Source organism: Bizionia paragorgiae (assembly GCF_900107625.1).
GTDB lineage: Bacteria > Bacteroidota > Bacteroidia > Flavobacteriales > Flavobacteriaceae > Bizionia > Bizionia paragorgiae.
Window position 1 is genome coordinate 1 of sequence record NZ_FNQK01000027.1, and the last position, 21427, is coordinate 21427.

At 34.8% G+C, this 21427-nt stretch carries 21 protein-coding genes, 2 tRNA genes and 1 riboswitch; of the genes, 10 read left to right on the forward strand and 13 right to left on the reverse strand.

From position 1 onward, the window contains the following. The 3 genes from BLV64_RS13930 to BLV64_RS13940 all read right to left on the reverse strand — a co-directional run. Positions 1-397 (reverse strand): hypothetical protein (locus BLV64_RS13930; protein WP_143034181.1); only part of this gene is annotated, 397 nt, incomplete at its 3' end. A gap of 61 nt (positions 398-458) precedes the next feature. Next, positions 459-556: riboswitch (SAM-I-IV-variant riboswitch) on the reverse strand. A gap of 138 nt (positions 557-694) precedes the next feature. Continuing rightward, positions 695-780, reverse strand: a tRNA-Leu gene (locus BLV64_RS13935). Between the two features lie 55 nt (positions 781-835). Further along, positions 836-908 (reverse strand) — tRNA-Lys (locus BLV64_RS13940). Positions 909-1043: 135 nt separating this feature from the next. Here BLV64_RS13940 and BLV64_RS13945 point away from each other — a divergent pair. After that, positions 1044-1562, forward strand: coding sequence for a shikimate kinase (locus BLV64_RS13945; protein WP_092136624.1), 519 nt, complete (start codon positions 1044-1046; stop codon positions 1560-1562). Here the strand turns inward: BLV64_RS13945 and BLV64_RS13950 are convergent. Together BLV64_RS13950 and BLV64_RS13955 are read right to left on the reverse strand one after the other, a co-directional pair. Continuing rightward, complete coding sequence (locus BLV64_RS13950; protein WP_092136627.1) at positions 1554-2057, reverse strand: phosphoribosyltransferase family protein; 504 nt, start codon at positions 2055-2057, stop codon at positions 1554-1556. The genes BLV64_RS13945 and BLV64_RS13950 overlap by 9 nt on opposite strands. A gap of 51 nt (positions 2058-2108) precedes the next feature. Then, positions 2109-2483, reverse strand: coding sequence for an RNA-binding S4 domain-containing protein (locus BLV64_RS13955; RefSeq protein ID WP_092136629.1), 375 nt, complete (start codon positions 2481-2483; stop codon positions 2109-2111). 77 nt (positions 2484-2560) lie between these two features. Here BLV64_RS13955 and BLV64_RS13960 point away from each other — a divergent pair, with 77 nt between their 5' ends. Beyond that, positions 2561-3547 (forward strand): FKBP-type peptidyl-prolyl cis-trans isomerase, encoded by a 987-nt coding sequence (locus BLV64_RS13960; RefSeq protein WP_092136631.1) that lies wholly within the window; start codon positions 2561-2563, stop codon positions 3545-3547. 66 nt (positions 3548-3613) lie between these two features. Here the strand turns inward: BLV64_RS13960 and BLV64_RS13965 are convergent, their stop codons facing one another. The 3 genes from BLV64_RS13965 to BLV64_RS13975 form a co-directional block, all read right to left on the reverse strand. Beyond that, positions 3614-4198: a porin family protein gene (locus tag BLV64_RS13965; RefSeq protein ID WP_092136633.1), complete on the reverse strand. Its 585-nt coding sequence runs from the start codon at positions 4196-4198 to the stop codon at positions 3614-3616. A 45-nt stretch (positions 4199-4243) separates the two neighbouring features. Continuing rightward, positions 4244-5197, reverse strand: a complete 954-nt coding sequence (locus BLV64_RS13970) for a transketolase family protein (protein ID WP_092136635.1) — start codon at positions 5195-5197, stop codon at positions 4244-4246. Positions 5198-5276: 79 nt separating this feature from the next. Beyond that, the gene (locus tag BLV64_RS13975; RefSeq protein ID WP_092136637.1) at positions 5277-6122 is read right to left on the reverse strand and encodes a transketolase; all 846 of its coding nucleotides are present in this window, start codon (positions 6120-6122) and stop codon (positions 5277-5279) included. Positions 6123-6413: 291 nt separating this feature from the next. Between BLV64_RS13975 and tgt the strand changes: the two genes are divergently transcribed. From tgt to BLV64_RS14015, 8 genes are all read left to right on the forward strand, one after another. Then, a complete protein-coding gene (gene tgt / locus BLV64_RS13980; protein WP_092136639.1) occupies positions 6414-7544 on the forward strand; it encodes a tRNA guanosine(34) transglycosylase Tgt in 1131 nt (376 codons plus the stop codon). A 106-nt stretch (positions 7545-7650) separates the two neighbouring features. After that, the gene (locus BLV64_RS13985) at positions 7651-8721 is read left to right on the forward strand and encodes an LptF/LptG family permease (RefSeq protein ID WP_092136642.1); all 1071 of its coding nucleotides are present in this window, start codon (positions 7651-7653) and stop codon (positions 8719-8721) included. Further along, a complete protein-coding gene (locus tag BLV64_RS13990) occupies positions 8708-9604 on the forward strand; it encodes a DMT family transporter (protein ID WP_092136644.1) in 897 nt (298 codons plus the stop codon). The genes BLV64_RS13985 and BLV64_RS13990 overlap by 14 nt, the downstream gene beginning before the upstream one ends. Before the next feature lie 63 nt (positions 9605-9667). Beyond that, a complete protein-coding gene (locus BLV64_RS13995) occupies positions 9668-10621 on the forward strand; it encodes an acetyl-CoA carboxylase carboxyltransferase subunit alpha (protein ID WP_092136646.1) in 954 nt (317 codons plus the stop codon). 167 nt (positions 10622-10788) lie between these two features. Then, positions 10789-12321 carry a replicative DNA helicase gene (dnaB, locus tag BLV64_RS14000; protein WP_092136648.1) on the forward strand — a complete coding sequence of 511 codons (1533 nt, stop codon included), beginning with the start codon at positions 10789-10791 and terminating at the stop codon, positions 12319-12321. A 70-nt stretch (positions 12322-12391) separates the two neighbouring features. Then, positions 12392-13417 carry an AI-2E family transporter gene (locus BLV64_RS14005; RefSeq protein WP_092136650.1) on the forward strand — a complete coding sequence of 342 codons (1026 nt, stop codon included), beginning with the start codon at positions 12392-12394 and terminating at the stop codon, positions 13415-13417. A 223-nt stretch (positions 13418-13640) separates the two neighbouring features. After that, positions 13641-14825 (forward strand): asparagine synthetase B, encoded by a 1185-nt coding sequence (locus BLV64_RS14010; RefSeq protein ID WP_092136662.1) that lies wholly within the window; start codon positions 13641-13643, stop codon positions 14823-14825. A gap of 375 nt (positions 14826-15200) precedes the next feature. Further along, positions 15201-16271 carry an adenylate/guanylate cyclase domain-containing protein gene (locus BLV64_RS14015; RefSeq protein WP_092136652.1) on the forward strand — a complete coding sequence of 357 codons (1071 nt, stop codon included), beginning with the start codon at positions 15201-15203 and terminating at the stop codon, positions 16269-16271. 87 nt (positions 16272-16358) lie between these two features. Here BLV64_RS14015 and BLV64_RS14020 read toward each other — a convergent pair whose 3' ends face one another. From BLV64_RS14020 to thrS, 5 genes are all read right to left on the reverse strand, one after another. Then, on the reverse strand, positions 16359-17174 hold the full coding sequence (locus tag BLV64_RS14020; RefSeq protein ID WP_092136654.1) for a Cof-type HAD-IIB family hydrolase: 816 nt from the start codon (positions 17172-17174) through the stop codon (positions 16359-16361). Between the two features lie 159 nt (positions 17175-17333). Further along, positions 17334-17678, reverse strand: coding sequence for a 50S ribosomal protein L20 (gene rplT / locus BLV64_RS14025; RefSeq protein WP_092136656.1), 345 nt, complete (start codon positions 17676-17678; stop codon positions 17334-17336). Between the two features lie 118 nt (positions 17679-17796). Further along, entirely contained in the window at positions 17797-17994 is a 198-nt protein-coding gene (gene rpmI / locus BLV64_RS14030) for a 50S ribosomal protein L35 (RefSeq protein ID WP_026753164.1), read from the reverse strand. Positions 17995-18051: 57 nt separating this feature from the next. Further along, the gene (gene infC / locus BLV64_RS14035) at positions 18052-18561 is read right to left on the reverse strand and encodes a translation initiation factor IF-3 (RefSeq protein WP_262484292.1); all 510 of its coding nucleotides are present in this window, start codon (positions 18559-18561) and stop codon (positions 18052-18054) included. Positions 18562-18631: 70 nt separating this feature from the next. Then, positions 18632-20566 carry a threonine--tRNA ligase gene (gene thrS / locus BLV64_RS14040; protein ID WP_092136660.1) on the reverse strand — a complete coding sequence of 645 codons (1935 nt, stop codon included), beginning with the start codon at positions 20564-20566 and terminating at the stop codon, positions 18632-18634. Between the last annotated feature and the right edge of the window lie 861 nt (positions 20567-21427).

Sequence of the window (21427 nt, forward strand, 5' to 3'; positions counted from 1 at the left end):
ACAATTTTTGCCTAAACACAACATTTAGGAATGATCCAATAAAAGTCAATACACTATTTGCCATAGCTTCATAATTAGGTGTCGTCTTTGTGTGTTCTATTAAAATACTTAGTATGTTTTTTAGTGATTTTTTAGTGTAAAGTTTGGTGGTCCAATCTACTTTTGATGTCGAGAGGTCCTCATAGGTCGTGTTTCTAGAAAATTTGGGTATTCTGTGCTCTAGTAGATATTTAAAACGCGCTATAATTGTTGATTTGGAGTGTATGGAAATTTGTGTTTTGATTTCCTTAATAAGCGCTAATAAGTTTCGGTTTAATTGGTCCTTTTTATTAGAGAGTTGTGATTCTTCTAGTAATAAAGGGTGTTTAACTTTTAGTTTAATTAATTCAGTTTGCATAGTTATAATGTATAAGGTTTCTTAAAACATTATGTTAACCGGATAATCTTAAATAAAGAGAAATGATACATTTTTTTCCTTTGTAAAGGCTCATTGTTAAAGCACCTTCGCTTGTTATTGCAGGTTGCTATCTCAACTAAGAGATTCATAATGAAGTAGTAAATATAGAAAAAATAAACGAGACCACAAAGTATAATTTAGATATTTGTAGTTTATTGTAGGTGTATTATGGGGAGGATAGCGAAATAAAAAATCCTTGAAACTCCTATAGAATAAGGACTAACAAGGATTTAATTGTGCGCACGAGAAGATTCGAACTTCCACGACCTAAAGCGGTCACTGGCCCCTCAAGCCAACGCGTCTACCAATTTCGCCACGTGCGCGAGTTTAAAAAACTACAAGGCAAAAAAAAAGTTAAGCGATGCTTAACTTTTTTAGTGACCGGGCTGGGGCTCGAACCCAGGACCCTCTCCTTAAAAGGGAGATGCTCTACCAACTGAGCTACCAGGTCATTGTTTTTTGTTGCCTTATTGCGGGTGCAAAGATATAACCTTTTATCAATTTCACAAGTCTGGATTGATTTTTTTTTCGTTTTTTTGTAAATCAATTTTCTATGTTTTTAAAAATCAATTCTTAAGCGTACCAAATGAAAATAATTATTTTAGGATATATGGCCTCTGGGAAGTCTTTTATAGGAAAACAACTTGCAAAAAAGGTTAACTATCAGTTTATCGATTTAGATAATTATATAGAGGAGAAAGAAAATAAATCCGTAAAATCTATATTTGAAACGCAAGGAGAGCTTTATTTTAGAAAAGTAGAGCGTAACTATTTAATGGAGTTGTTAGATGGTAAGGATGATGTTGTTATTTCTTTAGGAGGAGGAACACCTTGTTATTATAATAATATGGAACTTATTAAATCGGCAAGTAATACACGATCTGTGTACTTGCGAGCCTCCATTCCTACTTTAGTGACCCGCTTAAAGTCCGAAAAAGAGCAACGTCCTTTAATAAGTCATATCGAAACCGATGATTTACTTACAGAGTTTATAGGTAAGCACTTGTTTGAACGTTCTAATTTTTATAACCTTTCTGATATTACTATTAATGCAAATAATAGTGCGGAAATCATTCTAAAAGAACTTCAAGACAAGCTATTTTAAATAGGCTTTAAATGGTTTCTCGTCAAGAGAAACATCGACGTGCTCATTTAATGATGTAGAAAGTGAAATACCCTTAAAATCAGCTTTTACTGGGAACTTCTTGTGGTTTCTGTTGACTAAAACAGCTGTTTTAAATTGTTTTAAAGGGACATCTAAAAAATGTTTCACCCCATAAACTAAGGTGGTTCCTGAATTTAGTACATCGTCTATTAATACCACCGATTTATTAGCGTACTCTTCTGGTTTTAAAGATGTCTTTATCGCTTCGCGTGGGTTTTTCTTATCGATGCTTACTTTACATAGTATAGGTTTGATAGGTGATATTTTTGTAAGAACAACTTTAAGTTTTTTCGCTAAAATATAACCGTTACTATCAATGCCCGCTAAAATAACTTCGGATTCATCCATATTACTTTCATAAATCTGATAAGCAATTCTTTTAATTTTATGAATAATCTCATCGTGAGATAGAATACTATTTTTTAAAGTTGTCATAGGAAGTTATTTTGTTCAAATATAAAATGGAATTGGTATTAAAACCAATTTTTATGATTCATTTTCTTTATAGATATCATCAATATCTCTTCGATCTTTTTTTGTTGGTCGTCCCGTTCCCTTTTTACGGTAGTAATCTTTTGCATATTTTAATAACTCTTGAGCTTCAAAAGCAGATTTCGGGGTAGTATCTACCCTATATAGGTCTACTAGTTTAGCGCCAATACGATTTGGAGGCACGTCTAAAACCGTCAGGGAATAGTTAATTTGGTCTTTGCGGACTTCTATTTTATCGGTAGCAAAAACATCACGACTTGGTTTAACAGCTTGTCCGTTTACCTTAACATGACCCTTCTTACAAGCGGTTGTTGCAATGCTTCTGGTTTTATAGTATCTAACACACCATAAATACTTGTCTATACGCATATAAATAATTTAAATTCTATGTTAATGATATTGTACAAAATTATATTTAAACTTATCTTGCAGCAAAAATAAGCATTATGAAAATAACAAAATTGTTCTTACTATGTTTTGCCTTAGGAATAAGTGTAACTTCTTGTGATGAAGACGAAAAGGTAGAAGCTGAATTCGTGGAAAGAGATAGACAAGAGGTTTATGATGAGAATATAGCCGAAATAGAGGCGTTTTTAGAAAGTCATACTTTTAATTATGCAGAGTTTCAGAACAACCCAATGTATAGTGATTTAACTACAACACCTCCTACTGTTACGCCAAATGATTCTTACAGCATAGAGTTTACTGAACTTTCAGATACATCTACAGATTTAGCTATTATAGATTTCTTGGATAGCGCAACTTATCCAAAACTTGAATTGCATACTGTTACTCAGGATGATATTGAATATAAGTTATATATTCTAAAGGTTAGAGAAGGTTTAGGAGAGTCTGTTCATCGTCTAGATAAAGCTGCAGTTTTGTATAAAGGAACAGTGCCAAATGGTACTGTCTTTGATAGTGCTGTAACTGTAAATACCTCGTTTAATTTAACAACAGCTGGAGACGAATTAGGTGTTATTAGAGGGTTTAGAGAAGGATTAGTCAGATTTAAAACATCTCAGGGGTTTACTGACAATGATAGTGGTGAAACTGTTTACCATAATCATGGTATCGGAGCTGTTTTTATTCCTTCTGGGTTAGGATATTTTTCTTCTGAATTAACTAATATACCAAGTTATTCTCCTGTATTTTTTAGATTTAGTGTAATTACTAGAAGTGATACTGATTATGATTCTGATGGAGTGCCTTCTCATTTAGAAGATTTAGATGGGGATGGTAATGGTTTTAACGACGACACGGATGGTGATGGATTACCAAACTTCGTTGATAATGACGATGATGGTGATGGTGTGATAACAATATACGAAGATATTGATGAAGATGGAGACCCAACTAACGATGATACAAACGGAAATGGTATTCCAAACTATTTAGATGCCACAGTAAGCTTGTCTAACCAAAGTAGTTAATCGACAAGATAAATGACAAAAAAAGCCATCGCAATTGCGATGGCTTTTTTTGTCATTTATATATGTTTATAATAAAATAGAAAGCGATAGTATAAGTTGATCTGCACGCGCATCTAAACGACTGCTGTCAATAGTGATATTGTCGTTAATTACTGATGCTTCATTGTCGTTAAAACCTCTTTCGTAACGTAGGTCGATTCCAATTTTATCAAAACTTAAACCGATACCCAAATTAAGACCGACCGTAAAATCGTCTTTAAAGCTACCTATAGTTGCGTTCTCAAAATCGGAGTCGATTATATATTGTAACGAAGGTCCGGCAAATACTTGTAATGGTCCTGTTATGTTTAGCCCGACCAAAAGTGGCGCATCTAATTTTTGTAATTCGAAGTTCCCAGAGGTGTATTCAGATTCGGTTTTAGAATACATGAGTTCTGGGCGGAAATATAATTGATCTCCAATTTTCGCAAATACACCAAGGTGGTAACCTATTACGGATTCTGGACTTTCGTAGGTGTTTGTTGCCGAATCATAATAATCTCCATTTGCGTTATAATTAACACCTCCTTTTAAACCAAAACCGCCTTGTTTTTGGGCAAAAACCGAAGTGATTGCCACTAAAAACAAAGCGGTTGTCATTAATTTTTTCATAGTTATCGTTTATTTGTGATTTATTAAAACGACAACTAATCTATTTTATTTTCTTTTTATAACTTTTTCACAAGCTTTAACAATAGCATCACTGTTTAATCCGTACTTCTCCATAAGTTGAGCAGGCGTACCAGACTCACCAAAAGTATCGTTTGTTGCTACAAACTCTTGAGGGGTTGGTAGGTGTTGAGACAATACACGAGCAACACTTTCTCCTAAACCTCCTAAGTGATTATGTTCTTCTGCAGTTACAATACATTTTGTTTTGCTAACAGAATCGATAATCGCTTTAGCGTCTAAAGGTTTTATGGTGTGAATATTTATAACTTCAGCCGAAATACCTTTCTCATTCAGTGCTTTTGAAGCTTCTAAAGCTTCCCAAACCAAGTGACCAGTAGCTACAATAGTGACATCGGCACCTTCTACAAGGTGTAGTGCTTTTCCTATTTCGAACTTCTGATCGGCTGGAGTAAAGTTTGCTACCGATGGTCTTCCAAATCGTAAGTAAACCGGTCCGTCGTGATCTGCAATCGCTAAAGTCGCTGCTTTTGTTTGGTTATAATCACAAGGGTTAATTACTGTCATCCCTGGTAACATCTTCATTAAGCCAATATCCTCCAATATTTGGTGTGTTGCTCCATCTTCACCTAAAGTTAAACCGGCGTGAGAAGCACAAATTTTTACATTTTTACCAGAGTAAGCTACACTTTGTCTTATTTGATCATAAACACGACCTGTAGAGAAGTTAGCAAAGGTTCCTGTAAAAGGAATTTTTCCTCCAATTGTTAATCCGGCAGCCAAACCAATCATGTTAGCTTCAGCAATACCAACTTGGTAAAAACGTTCGGGATGATTTTTCTTAAAATCATCCATTTTTAGCGATCCTATTAAATCGGCACATAAGGCAACGACATTTTCGTTTGTTTTTCCAAGCTCTGTTAATCCCGCTCCAAAACCTGAACGTGTATCTTTATTTCCTGTGTTTTCGTATGTTTTCATATTAATTTTCCGTGAAAACGGAAATCTATTTAATTAAACTTAAATTTAAAAAAGGTCTCCTTTAGGGAGTATGTTGGTTTTAATAATCTCCTAAAGTTTCAGCGTTTTGGCGTAAACCTTCAGCCAATTGATCGTCGTTAGGAGCCTTTCCGTGCCATGCGTGTGTATGCATCATAAAATCGACACCGTTACCCATTACTGTGTGTAGTAATACACAAACAGGTTTTCCGTTCCCAGTTTTAGATTTCGCTTCAGCCATTCCTTTTAAAATCGCCTCTATATTATTACCTTTTTCAATATCTATAACAATCCACCCAAAAGCTTCAAATTTAGCGCGTACATCACCTAAAGATAATACCGTATCCGTAGAACCATCAATTTGCTGTCCGTTTAAATCAATTGTAGAGATTATATTGTCAACTTTATTACCAGCAGCATACATTATAGCTTCCCAGTTTTGACCTTCTTGTAATTCTCCATCACCGTGTAAACTATACACTAAATGCTTGCAGCCATTAAGTTTCTTGGCTTGAGCCGCACCTAAAGCCACACTCATACCTTGTCCTAGTGATCCAGAAGCAATTCTAATCCCTGGTAAGCCCTCGTGAGTGGTTGGGTGACCTTGTAAACGAGAGTTTAATAATCGAAACGTGTTTAACTCGTCTACAGGGAAATAACCTACCCGTGCAAGAACACTATAGTAAACCGGTGAGATGTGACCGTTAGATAGGAAAAATAAATCTTCTCCAATCCCGTCCATATCAAAACCGTCCTTTCTGTCCATGATTTCGTTGTAAAGTGCTACAAAAAATTCTGCGCAGCCTAAAGAACCTCCAGGATGACCAGAGTTTACTTTGTGAACCATACGTAAAATATCTCTACGTACCTGGGTTGTAATGTCTTCTAGTTGTTGTGTGTTTGGCATTGTATTTAGCTTAATTTATATACAGCAAAAATAGTTTATTATAAAGGTTAATCAAAACAGATTAAACGCACTTATTAACGAAACACAATAATTTGCTAACAATTTTTAAAGCGGAAGGCAATCCACGCCTTATAATACGGTAATGTTTTATATAATGAACTGATTCTATATATTCTAAGGGGGAAGTGTATTTTCATGTATAAAAGAGGGAATCAGCCTAAAATAATCATAAATAGAATTTATAAATTAAAAAATTATAGTAGGTTTGCGAACTGAAGATTATAATGCACTATGACATTCGATTTAAAAGGAAAAGATATACAAAGTAACGCAAGAGCGGGAGTAGTGACTACCGATCACGGTGTTATTGAAACCCCGATTTTTATGCCCGTAGGTACCGTTGGTACTGTAAAAGGTGTTCACCAAAGAGAATTAAAAGAGGAAATTAATCCTGATATTATTTTAGGAAATACCTACCATTTATACCTAAGACCTCAAATTGATGTATTAGAAAAAGCTGGCGGGTTGCACAAATTTATGAATTGGGATAGAAATATTTTAACCGATTCAGGAGGGTATCAAGTGTATTCTTTATCTGCTAATAGAAAAATTAAAGAGGAAGGCGTTAAATTTAAGTCACATATAGACGGAAGTTACCACACATTTACACCAGAAAATGTAATGGAAATTCAACGTAGTATTGGTGCCGATATAATTATGGCATTCGACGAATGTACACCGTACCCTTGTGATTATAACTACGCAAAACGCTCGATGCATATGACGCATCGTTGGTTAGATCGCTGTATAAAACACCTCGATAAAATACCCTTTAAATACGATTATTCTCAAGCCTTTTTTCCTATTGTTCAAGGGAGTACTTATAAAGATTTACGTAAACAATCTGCCGAATATATAGCAAATGCGGGAGCCGTAGGTAATGCCATTGGAGGCCTGTCTGTAGGAGAACCAGCCGAAGAAATGTACGCGATGACAGAAGTGGTTACCGATATTCTACCTGAAGATAAACCCCGTTATTTAATGGGCGTTGGAACACCAATAAATATCTTAGAAAATATTGCTTTAGGTGTAGATATGTTCGATTGTGTTATGCCAACGCGTAATGCGAGAAATGGTATGTTGTTTACGGCAAACGGGACAATAAATATTAAAAATTTAAAATGGCGTGAAGACTTTTCTCCAATCGATGAGATGGGAATAACCTTTGTTGATACAGAATATTCTAAAGCCTATTTACGCCACCTATTTAGTGTGAATGAGCTGTTGGCAAAACAAATTGCTACCATACATAACTTAGGTTTTTATATGTGGTTGGTTAGAGAAGCAAGAAAACATATCTTAGCAGGAGATTTTAGAACTTGGAAAGATAAAATGGTTAAACAAATGGATACCCGTTTATAGTAAATTATAACGTGTATTTTTATCCTAAAGTTTAGTGTTGCAACCTAAATTTCTAAAACGAAAAATCCATAAATTACTCTACTCGTAGAGATTTTAAATCGAAACCTTGAAAATACTCGATTGGTACATATTAAAACGTTATCTACTAACTTTTGCAGTGATGATTATGCTGTTTATTCCCATTGGGATAACTGTTCATCTCGCTGAAAAGATTGGTAAAATAATAGATAAAAATGTACCTTTCGGAGAGGTGTTACTCTATTTTCTAGATTTCACCATTTATTTTGCTCACCTACTATTTCCTTTATTTTTATTTCTATCGGTTATATGGTTTACTTCCAAACTGGCGAATAATACAGAAATTGTAGCTTTTTTGAGCTCGGGAGTATCCTTCTCAAGGTTTTTAAGACCCTATATTATCGGTGCAAGCATTGTTGCTGTTTTTTCTATTTTATTAGGTTTATACCTAGCTCCAAACGCTAGTAAAGGATTTAATGATTTCCAATACAAGTATTTAAAAGGAAGAAAAGAGGTCAACAAAAATGTGCTAAAACAGATTAATGATCATGATATTATTTATGTTAGTAATTTCGACCCTAAAACTAAAACAGGAAGAAATTTCACCTTAGAACACTTTAATAGGGGTAAAATGAGTTTTAAAATTAGTGCCGATAGAATTCATTTTATTGATAAAGACTCTACGTACCGTTTAAATAATTATGTCAAAAGAAAAATTAAGGAAAGCAATGATATTCTTGAGGTTACACGTCGTAAAGACACCTTGTTCTCTTTTGATTTAGAAGATTTAACGCCTGAAGAATATATTGCAGAAACCCTAAGGTATACTGAATTAGTACATTTTATAGATCGTGAAGAAAAACGCGGCTCATCCAATATAGGACGCTATAAATTGGAGTTATACAGGAAATGGAGTCTGCCCGTTTCAGTATTTATTTTAACCATTATTGCGGTGGCCGTTTCCTCTAGAAAAAGAAGAGGAGGTATGGGGGTCAATTTAGCATTTGGTATTTGTATTGCCATGGTGTTCGTGTTTTTCGATAAAATATTTGGAACGCTAGCCTCACAATCAGACTTTTCTCCATTATTGGCTGTATGGTTCCCCAATATTATTTTCGGAATTATAGCTATTATTCTGCTTATCAATGCTAAACGATAAAGTTAAAAATTACCTGCATTTACATCTTCTAGTTTTTATTGCAGGTTTTACGGCTATTCTAGGAAAACTTATCACAATAGAAGCGGTGTCATTAGTATGGTATCGCATGCTTATCGCTTCAATTTTAATGTTTATTTATATTAAAATTGCAAAGATCAATATTAAAGTAGCTCCTAAAGAACTTTATAAATTAGCAGGAGCAGGGGTAGTCATTGCTTTACACTGGATTACTTTTTTTGGCGCTATCAATGTTTCTAATGTGTCTATTGCTTTAGCCATGTTTTCTACGGGCGCTTTTTTTGCTTCGTTATTAGAACCTTTGATCTATAAGCGCAAAGTTATTTGGTATGAAATTATTTTTGGATGCCTTGTCATTATGGGAGTGTATATATTAATGCAAGGTGAAATTCGTTACGTTAACGGCATTGTTCTAGGCATCTTATCAGCCTTTTTATCCTCATTATTTGCCGTGCTAAATGGAAAGTTCTTAGAATCACACTCGGCTACTAAAATTTCATTTTATGAATTTTTAAGTGGTGTCTTATTTATATCGCTATTCATTTACTTTTTTGGCAACGGATTTACTGCAAATCATTTCAATATTAGTATGTCAGATTGGAGTTACTTGATTATTTTAGCCTCAGTTTGTACCGCCTATGCATTTATAGCATCTGTACATGTTATGCGTTATATAAGCCCGTATACAGTGGTTTTAACTTATAATTTAGAGCCCATTTACGGTATTATATTAGCACTTATGCTGTTTCCGGATTCAGAAAAAATGTCGACGTCATTTTATTTTGGAGCCGCTATAATACTAGGCACAGTCTTACTTAATGGAATTATTAAAAACATAAAATATATAAAAAGAAAACGGTCTTAACACATAAGACAATTAAAGTTTTTATATTTGTACACTAACAAAAAAATTAAACAATATTTCCCCATGGAATATTTAGAATTTGAATTACCGATTAAAGAGCTAGAACAACAGCTACAGAAATGTCAAATTATTGGTTCAGAAAGTGAAGTAGATGTTTCTGAAACTTGTAAGCAAATAGAGCAAAAATTAAAGGATACCAAAAAAGATATATATAAAAATCTAACCCCTTGGCAACGTGTTCAAATGTCGCGTCACCCAGAAAGACCATATACTTTAGATTATATCGAAGCCCTTTGTGGAGATACGTTTTTAGAGTTACACGGTGATCGTGGTTTTAAAGATGATAAAGCTATGATTGGTGGATTGGGAAAAATTGGTGACCAAAGCTATATGATTATCGGTCAGCAAAAAGGTACCAATACCAAAACACGTCAATACAGAAACTTTGGTATGGCGAATCCTGAAGGATACCGTAAAGCATTACGCTTAATGAAGTCTGCCGAGAAGTTCGGTATTCCAGTGATTACATTATTAGATACCCCAGGTGCTTATCCAGGCTTAGAAGCTGAAGAACGCGGACAAGGAGAAGCAATTGCAAGAAATATATTAGAAATGACCCGTTTAAAAGTGCCAATCATTACCATTGTAATCGGTGAAGGTGCTTCAGGTGGGGCTTTAGGTATAGGCGTTGGAGATAAAGTAATGATGTTAGAGAATACATGGTATTCTGTGATTTCACCAGAATCTTGTTCTTCAATCTTATGGAGAAGCTGGGAGTATAAAGAACAAGCAGCCGAAGCTTTAAAATTAACGGCTTCTGATATGAAAAAAATGAAGCTTGTAGACGAAATTATTAAAGAACCACTTGGTGGAGCTCATAGTAACCGTCCTAAAACATTTGCTTCAGTTAAATCGGCAATCGAAAAAGCATACGACGAATTAAAAAAGTTATCATCAACAGATTTGGTGAGTCAGCGTATGGATAAATATTCTCAAATGGGAGTGTACAAAGGCTAAACGCTTTAAAATCTTTATAGAATAAAATCTGAAAGCTGGTCTTTCAGATTTTTTTATGCTTATTAACAAGAAAATCAAGTTATTAACAGTTAATTTGTTCATTACCTGTTAAGATTGATTAACTTTATAATTCACATTATCATAACAATTTATTTACTTTAGCTTTTATGAATCAACCTAATCAATTAAAAGGCTATCAAGTCGACAAAAACAAGATTATAAATCTTGAACGTGGGAAAATACCACCGCAAGCAACTGATTTAGAGGAAGTTGTGCTTGGAGCGATGATGATCGATAAAAAGGGTGTGGATGAAGTTATCGATATCTTAAGCCCCGATGCGTTCTATAAAGAAGCGCATCAGCATATCTTTGAAGCGATATTTATGTTGTTTCAAGAAAGTCAGCCAATTGACTTATTAACCGTTTCTACGCAATTAAAGACCAATGCTAAACTAGAAGCGGCTGGAGGTGATTTTTATCTTATTTCTTTAACTCAAAAAGTGTCTTCTTCGGCACATATTGAGTTTCATGCGCGAATTATTTTACAGAAATTTATTCAGCGTAGTCTTATTAAAATATCTAGTGAAATTATTGAAGATGCTTACGACGAGACACAAGATGTTTTTGATTTATTGGATAAAGCCGAATCTAAACTGTATGAAGTAACGCAAGGGAATATTAAAAAGTCGAGTGAAACTGCTCAAGACTTAGTTATCCAAGCCAAAAAGAAAATCGAAGAGATTTCTAAAAAAGAGGGTATGAGTGGTGTGCCTTCAGGTTTCGATAAGTTAGATAAGTTAACCTCAGGTTGGCAGGAAAGTGATTTAATTATTGTTGCTGCACGTCCAGGTATGGGTAAAACCGCCTTAACCTTATCTATGGCTAGGAATATCGCGGTTAACCAAAATATCCCCGTTGCTTTTTTCTCCCTAGAGATGGCTTCGGTACAGCTAATTACACGTTTAATTTCTAGTGAAACAGGATTGTCTTCAGAGAAATTAAGAACAGGAAAATTAGAAAAACACGAGTGGGAGCAATTAAACGTAAAAGTGAAAGCTTTAGAAAAAGCGCCGCTATTTATCGATGATACGCCGTCACTTTCTATTTTCGATTTACGTGCAAAAGCAAGACGTTTGGCCTCACAACATGGTATTAAGATGATTATTATCGATTACTTGCAGTTAATGACTGCTGCAGGAAGTGGAGGGAATCGTGAACAGGAGATTTCTACAATTTCTAGAAACCTAAAAGCCCTAGCTAAAGAATTAAGTGTGCCTGTAATTGCCCTATCGCAGTTATCACGTGCTGTAGAAACTAGGGGAGGAAGTAAGCGTCCGCTATTATCCGATTTACGTGAGTCTGGAGCAATCGAACAAGATGCCGATATTGTTTCCTTTATTTATCGTCCCGAATACTATAAAATTGATGAATGGGATGATGACGAGCATTCGCCAACAGCAGGTCAAGCCGAGTTTATTATTGCAAAACACCGTAATGGTGGTTTAGAGAATATTCGTCTTAAATTTATTGGTAACCTTGGTAAGTTCGATAACCTTGATGATTTCGATACGCCTTTCGGACAAGAATTTCACAGTAAAATGAATGAAAACCAAGGAGAAGATACGTTTAGTTCTTCAGGGTTTTCAGCATCACCACAAGATGCTTTTGGCGGACCAGAAGATGACGATGTTCCCTTCTAAAAAACGGTAGTTCACAAAACTTTTTTAGTACTTTTGTGTTTTAAAAAATTAAAACTTGTAATAAGCCAAAATGGATAAACTTCGCACCACAAATATGTTACTATTGGTTATAGTAGTACCTATAATATTTTATCTGCTTAAAGTATTATCGTTTATATTTATACCATTGGTGTTCTCTATGTTTATCGCTTTAATGTTTTTACCATTAATGCGCTTATTAACACGTCGTAAAGTGCCTAAAATAATTAGTATACTTATAGTTCTAATTATTATATTTTTAGGTATTAAACTAGGTGCCGAATTGGTTAAATTGTCCAGTAAAGAAATCCTAGCTTCCGATACCCAATTTTTTGACAAAGCAGAACTAAAAATTAAGACTCTTATTTTTGATGTCGAATCCTTTTTTGGAACCGCAACAGGAACCCCGGCCGATAAAAAACTATCGAGCTATATCAATCAAGATGCTTTAGTAAATAACTTTGGCTCTACTTTTGGATTTGTTAGTAGCTTTTTAACGGCTTTATTAATGACAACCTTTTTTGCGGTACTATGGTTAGCTGAGTCTATCAATATCGAAAAACTACTGAATAAAACACTCTTAAAGAAAAAACATACCTCCATAAAAACATTTAGAAAAATTGAGAAAGATCTTATTAAATTCATTAAAGTTAAGTTCTTTGTAAGCTTTCTAACTGGAGTAGGTATTTCATTGGCTTGTTATGCTTTCGATGTGAGTTTTCCTATTTTTTGGGGACTCTTCGCGTTCTTGATTAATTTTGTGCAAATGGTAGGGTCCTTTATAACCATTATTTTACTCTCTATTTTTGCTTTTGTAGAATTGGAAACGAGTAGTACCTTATTGTTTTTTATTATCGCTATCTCTGGAGTTCAAGTACTATTTGGTTCAATTTTAGAACCTATATTTATGGGTAAATCATTCTCGATTAATATTATCACGGTATTGGTTATGCTTATGTTTTGGGGCTTTATTTGGGGTATTCCCGGACTTATAATGGCAATCCCTATTACAGTGTTTTTAAAAATAATATTCGAACAATTTAAAAGCACCAAGGGCATAGCAGAATTGATATCTTAAAAAAGGTCCTTGCGCTTGAGATAAATGTGAAATAAAACCAAAATCGGATTTTAGAATATTATTTTTAAGTATCTTTCTATTACCGTATCTTCCTCAGCAAATATTGTGATCCACACTGAGGATGGAACGCTATTAAATGAAACAAAAATTGAAAAAATATTTTTTATACATCGCATTTATCCTATTATCTTCAAATGCTTTCGCATCCTATATCCTTATACCTATGGATGCCGAAACGCAAAAAAATCATCTAAAGGCTTACGGTATTACCTACTGGTCATTAACGCAAGACATTAAAGTAAAGTGGTTGCTTAATTACCGAGGGGGTTCCTTTTTACTCCCAGATTCTAAAGCGATTCAACGCGAGTGTCAAATTAGAGGCGTTAGCTTCGAGGTTTTGAGTGATGCACGTACCGAAGAGATTCTTGAAACCATAAGCAGTCCTAGTAAAAACATGGAAGCGGTGGTATTAGAAAAAGCTCCCAAAATTGCTGTATATACACCTAATGGTAAACTGCCATGGGACGATGCGGTTACTATGGTTTTAACTTATGCTGAAATTCCTTATGAAACCGTTTATGACACCGAAGTTTTAGAGGATGGGTTACTCTTATTCGATTGGCTACACCTGCACCATGAAGATTTTACCGGGCAATATGGTAAGTTTTATAGAAACTATAAAAATGCAGCATGGTATATCGAAGAGAAAAAGGAAGCGGAAGCCTTAGCAAAATCAATGGGATATGATAAAGTCTCTGAAGCAAAACGTGATGTAGCCCTGAAAATTAGAGATTATGTTGTTGGTGGTGGCTTTATGTTCGCCATGTGCAGTGCAACCGACAGCTTCGATATTGCGCTATCGGCAGCTGGTGTCGATATCTGTGAACCCATGTTCGATGGCGATCCTAGTGAAGCCAATTACCAATCTAAATTAGATTATCAAAAAACCATGGCGTTTACCGATTTTATACTCGAACGCAGTCCGTTAGTTTACGAGTTCTCGAGTATCGATATGACGAGTAAACGACTTATTCCAAAAGAAACGGATTATTTTTCGCTTATGGATTTCTCAGCGAAATGGGACCCTATTCCAACCATGCTTTGCCAAAATCATACCGCCCTAGTCAAGGGGTTTATGGGACAAACAACGTCTTTTTCTCGTGAGCTAATTAAACCAACTGTTTTGGTAATGGGAGAAAACCGTTCTAACCAGGAAGCCAAATACATTCACGGTATCAAAGGTAAAGGCTTCTTTACATTCTATGGTGGCCACGATCCTGAAGATTATACCCATAAAGTTGGGGATCCAAAAACAGAACTCGATTTACATCCGACATCACCAGGCTACCGACTGATACTAAATAATGTGCTTTTTCCTGCAGCCCGCAAAAAGAAACAAAAGACGTAATACACTTCTGTTTATAATCTTAGTTGTATTCACGTTAAACAAACGGGGGACCAGCAATTTAGAACAGCTAGTATTTAGAGATTCACTAAAAAAGTACGCTCAATTTTTTAGCGGAAATCGTGCGCTATGTCATCAAAAGATTTTATATTAAATGATTAATCAGTACGTCAGCTGATTTGATATCACACGATTGATAATAATAATTCGAAAATATCCGCAATACATGTGTTGATTTTTAATGGTGATAGACGGATAATAATAGAATGTTAATCGGTTTAAGCAATATACTATGTGATTCATGCGACTCGTCTCACGTTTTCTTATACGGCTGATTCTTGATTTGAACACGCACTAAAATGCAAAAACTACGATCTATTGAAACCTAATTTTATAAAGTTTTTTAAGTTACTATCGGCAACCATTTTATTTTGGTCTTTCGCTTTCTGCCTATTTATTTTTATCAGATACCATGCACTTGGTGAAGAGGAAGGTATCGATAATGGCGAGTCACTTATTAAAGAGATTCTATACTTAGGAGTTATTTTAGGGAGTATCATAGGTACTTTGTTTGCCGTTGTCGAGTATCTTTACGACAATTACCTGTCTAAAAATTTATCTTTGGGTGTCGTTTTATTACAAAAATCGATTATTTATCTCATAGGTTTAATCGCGGCATTGTCTTATGTTTTTCGTTTGGTAGAAGCAACAATGGATTTAAATTTAGATAATGATGAGATAGGGTGGTGGCAAACCAATCAAGTGTTTTGGCTTGTGGTAGCCTATTTTATTATTTGGTCACTTATATTTTCCTTTTTTAAAATAGCGAACGATAAGTTTGGTAGCGGTGTATTCTTTAATTTTCTAATTGGTAAATACCGAAAACCTAGAGAAGAGAAGCGTGTTTTTATGTTTCTTGATCTTCAAGCATCGACAACCATCGCAGAGAAATTAGGTCATTTTAAGTATAGTGAGTTAATTCAAGATTGCTTTTTCGACCTCAATCGTATAGTCGGTAAGTATAACGCTCAAATTTATCAATATGTGGGAGATGAAGCCGTATTGAGTTGGGATTATAAAAATGGTATTAAGAATAATAACTGTTTGGAAATTTTTTTTCACTTCGATCATCGTATAGAAAAAAGAGCTAAGTACTATACCAAAAAATACGGATTAACACCAACATTTAAAGCTGGTGTTCATGGTGGAAAACTAATTGTTACCGAAGTAGGAAGTGTGAAAAAAGAAATCGCATACCACGGGGATGTTATAAATACCACAGCACGAATTCAAGGAGAATGCAATAAATATAAGGAGTATTTACTGTGTTCTAATGAGTTGTTAGTAGATTTAATTCTAAGTGATAAACTGTCAACACGCTTTATAGGTGATTTACAACTAAAAGGAAAAGAAGAAACGCTTAAAATATCTGCTGTTCATAAAAAGTAAGTTTAAGCTGGAGATACACTTAGCACACCCCAAAGAATATATTATACCTCGCTGAAATTGTTCTGGTTTCAATGTAGTCGTCTGCGCTTAAGTTACCAATGTTTTTTTAGCTAATAGCAACTGCTCAAGTATGTGTTCTACACCATTTTCATTGTTTGTTTTGGTTTCAAAACGTGCTGTTTCTTTCACAAATGGATGGGCATTCCCCATGGCATAACTAAAATAACTCAAGTTGAGCATTTCAATATCGTTATTGTAATCGCCAAAAGCCATAGTTTCTGAAGGTAAGATAGTATAATGTTGTTGTATTAATGCTAAAGCGTGTCCTTTATTAGCTAAGTTTTCAGAAAGATCTACCCAATGGTTAGCAGATACTTTTACCTTAAAATGCTGTTCTAGATGTTTTACATGCGGATAAATGTAGCGCTCCGAGCTCTCCTCATGATATAAAGCAATTTTATAAACCGCTTCTGTAATCTCACTTTCATCATCTATAATTACATAATTTTTATAGTATTCAGACAATAGCCCCATTAATGCAGCAGACTTACTTTTTACATACGCTTTTTCCTTTGTGCAGTATACAGGGTGTGTCTCTTCTAGAGTGTTTATTAATGTTACAAGATTCTGTAAATTGCTTTTTTCAATGGGTGTAGAAAGTAAAACGCGATCCTTGTGTATGGCTAAGCCTCCATTTTCGGCTATAAAAATAAGATCATCTTTAATGGGTGCTAGCTTATCTATAAGACTATAATAGGGCCTCCCACTAGCAACTACAAATAGTATATCGTGTTCTCGTAAGGCGCTGTGCAATTCAAAAAATTTCGGACTCACCTCATGATTCGAATCGAGTAGGGTGCCGTCCATATCTGTAATAACCAATTTTACTTGGGATAAATCCATAATTAAAGTTTGGGTTAGCGTAAAGATAAGATTTACTGCGTAGAATGCTAAGGGTATTGTGATACCCTTAGTAATTATAACGACAAAAAAAATCCGATTCAATTAAGAATCGGATTTCCATATATAAGCGAAATGATAGTTTTTAATTGGCAAAATGCCTTACTTTACTTTGTTTACAACAGCTTCAAATGCTGCAGGGTTATTCATCGCTAAATCAGCTAAAACCTTACGGTTTAATTCGATATTATTAGCTTTTAATTTCCCCATAAATTGTGAGTAAGACATACCGTGTAATCTAGCTCCTGCGTTAATACGCGTAATCCATAACGCACGGAATGTTCTCTTTTTAACTCTACGGTCTCTGTACGAGTATTGCATCGCTTTATCAACCGCGTTTTTTGCTACTGTCCAAACGTTTTTACGACGTCCGAAGTAACCTTTTGCTTGTTTAAGCACCTTTTTTCTTCTGGCTCTTTTAGCTACAGAATTTACTGATCTTGGCATATTTTAAATGTGTTTTGTAGTAGGCGGTTCTTAGAAAGAACACTTTGTGGTGTCTTAATTATTTTTAAGTCCGAGCCTAACTCCAGGGTTTATAATTGTTTAACCGGTTAAAAAAATATTACTTTAAACGTAACATGATTTTAACATTGTTTTCGTCTGCTTTATGTACTAATGTATCATGAGTCAGAGCAAGCTTACGTTTTTTAGATTTCTTTGTTAAAATGTGACTTTTAAACGCGTGCTTTCTTTTTATTTTACCAGTACCAGTAAGCTTGAAACGCTTTTTAGCACTAGATTTTGTTTTCATTTTAGGCATCTTGTGTCTTAGTTTTAATTATTTCGCTTATAATATCTTTTCCTTTTTGAAGGGAATTTACTTTTTAGGAGCAATAAACATAGTCATACGTTTACCTTCTAATTTAGGCATCTGCTCAACTTTACCAAGCTCTTCTAAATCTTGAGCTAATCGTAACAAGAGTATTTGTCCTTGTTCTTTAAACACTATCGATCGTCCTTTAAAGAATACGAAGGCTTTTAATTTAGCCCCTTCTTTTAAAAACTTCTCAGCGTGCTTTCTCTTAAACTCATAATCATGATCATCGGTTTGTGGTCCAAATCGAATTTCTTTAATGACTACTTTAGACGCTTTAGATTTTATTGCTTTATCGCGTTTCTTCTGTTCGTAAAGAAACTTCTTATAATCCATAACTTTACAAACAGGAGGATCAGCTTTTGGCGAAATCTCAACAAGATCTAACTCTTGTTCTTCTGCTATTGCTAAAGCATCTTTTGTTGAATATATTCCTACTTCAACGTTCTCTCCAACCAGACGTATTTTCTCAGCTCTAATTTTAGAGTTAATTCTGTGTTGGTCTTCTTTAATGACTCTTAAAGGTCCTCTTGATCTTTTTCTACGTATTGCTATGACTTAAATATTTTAGTTAAACTTATTTTTAAAATTGTTTTAATGTTTTATTGATTTCTGTGGAAACAATTTCCGAGAACTCTTCTACACTAATCGTGCCTAAGTCGTCCCCACCATGTTGTCTTACAGATATTTTGCCTTCTTTCTCTTCATTCTCACCAATAATAATCATATATGGCGTCTTGTTCATTTCGGCTTCTCTAATCTTCTTTCCAATAGTTTCATTCCTATTGTCTAGAAGTGCGCGAATTTCGTAATTTTCTAACAAATTTAAAACTTTTTCACCATATTTCTCGTATTTTTCGCTAAGAGTTAACACAGAGACCTGATTTGGCATCAACCAAAGCGGGAAATTACCTCCTGTATGCTCTAATAAAATAGCGATAAAACGTTCCATACTTCCAAAAGGAGCACGGTGAATCATTACCGGGCGGTGCATTTCGTTGTCACTGCCTTTGTAACTCAATTCAAAACGCTCTGGTAAATTGTAATCTACTTGTATCGTTCCTAATTGCCACTGTCTACCTAAAGCATCCTTAACCATAAAGTCTAATTTCGGACCATAAAAGGCTGCTTCGCCAGTTTCAATAACGTAATTTAAATTCTTATCCTTAGCAGCACTTATAATTGCTTGCTCTGCTTTTTCCCAATTCTCTAAACTACCAATATACTTTTCTGGTGTCTCAGGATCTCTTAGGGATACCTGTGCCGTGAAGTTTTCAAAGCCTAAAGAACCAAATACATATAATACTAAATCTATAACTTCTTTAAATTCAGCATCTAATTGATCTGGTGTACAGAAAATATGTGCATCATCTTGAGTAAAGCCTCTTACACGCGTTAAACCGTGTAATTCACCACTTTGTTCGTAACGGTAAACCGTTCCAAATTCAGCGTAACGCTTTGGTAAATCCTTGTACGACCATTGGGCGTGATTGTAAATTTCACAGTGATGCGGACAGTTCATTGGTTTTAATAAAAACTCTTCATCCTCTTTTGGTGTGTGTATAGGCTGAAAACTGTCTTCTCCATATTTTGCATAGTGACCAGAAGTCACATACAGTTCTTTTTGTGCGATATGTGGGGTTACCACCATCTCATAGCCTGCCTTTTTCTGAGCTTTCTTTAAAAAATTCTCTAAACGCTCACGTAATGCTGCACCTTTTGGTAACCATAACGGTAAACCAGCACCCACTTTTTGAGAAAAGGTAAACAATTCTAATTCGCGACCTAATTTTCTGTGATCTCTCTTTTTAGCCTCTTCTAATAAATGTAAGTACTCCGTCAGTTCCTTTTGCTTCGGGAATGAAATACCATAAACACGTGTTAATTGCGTGTTGTTTTCATCACCTCTCCAATAAGCACCTGCAACCGAAAGTATTTTTACAGCTTTAATTATTCCTGTATTAGGAATATGTCCGCCACGACATAAATCGGTGAACGTAGAGTGGTCACAAAATGTAATGGTACCATCTTCTAAGTTTTCAATCAGCTCGGTCTTGTAAGCATTGTTTTTATATAATTCTAAAGCCTCTGCTTTTGACGCATCACGCATTTTAAAATCGTGTTTCCCGCGTGCAATCTCAAGCATTTTGGTCTCTATCGTTTTAAAATCTTTGTCAGAAATACTAGTTTCTCCAAAATCTACATCATAATAAAACCCGTTTTCAATAGCCGGTCCAATCGTTAATTTAGCTTCTGGATATAATTCCTGAATAGCTTGTGCTAAAACGTGAGCAGACGAATGCCAGAATGCTTTCTTCCCTTCGTCATTTTGCCAGGTATATAAGGTCAACGATCCATCGGTGGTTAAAGGCGTCGATGCCTCAACAATTGTATCGTTAAACTTTGCAGAAATTACATTTCTCGCTAATCCCTCGCTAATACTCTTAGCAACATCCATTGGTGTTGTCCCCTTATCAAAGGACTTTACACTGCCATCAGGTAATGTGATATGTATCATAAATAATTTTAAATCTGAAAAGCAAAGATAATAGGTTCTAAATAATCAAGCAACACCAAATGGCGCTTATTTCTCACTTAAATTTTTTGGGCGTTACCCCCATACAAAACACGCTGTTGTTTTGAATGGAGGTCGGGTCTTCGGCAGTCGCTTCCCGAAGAAAAATCGGGAGAGCTCCAACAAAGCCTCAACCCCTAACGCAAACGTTCTGTTACTAATCCAAATTTCAAAGACATTGAGGACTTGTGCTTTTAAAATATTAACGTCGGACTTGTTTTAAGCTTGAAGCCTGTGGATCTCTAGATAATTATTATATAAATAGACAATGGGGTAGGGCGTGGTGACTATGTTTGGACCCTATAGGAGTGGATTGTTGTAAGTACTTAAAAAATAGAGGCTATATAATAAGGACAAACAAAAGTTATTTATTTGTGTATACTCATAAAAAATAATCAGGTCTAACACATTGAAAATAAAGTGGTTTTATAATTAAATGCTATTTGTCAAAAAAAAGAATTAAAAAGGTAGTGTGAAACTAAAAAAAGCGTTTTATATTTGCACCCCGAAACACAGCAATCATATTGTAGTTTTAGGAAAGTTCACAAAGCCTTATTGAAATCACGGTATTAAAAAAAAAGAATCTTTTTTTTTAATAAAAGTGTTGCGAGTTTAAATATAAGTTTTATATTTGCACCCGCTAAGCGATATAGGTCTTAGAGAAAGAGAATAAAAGTTCATAAACATATTGAATTGACAGCGTAAGTAAGTACTGGAAACGGTGCTTACAAAACAAGAGAATAAATCATTTAAGAGTACTGACAATTTCTTTGGTTGTTAAAAAGATAGTCGAAAGACTTAAAA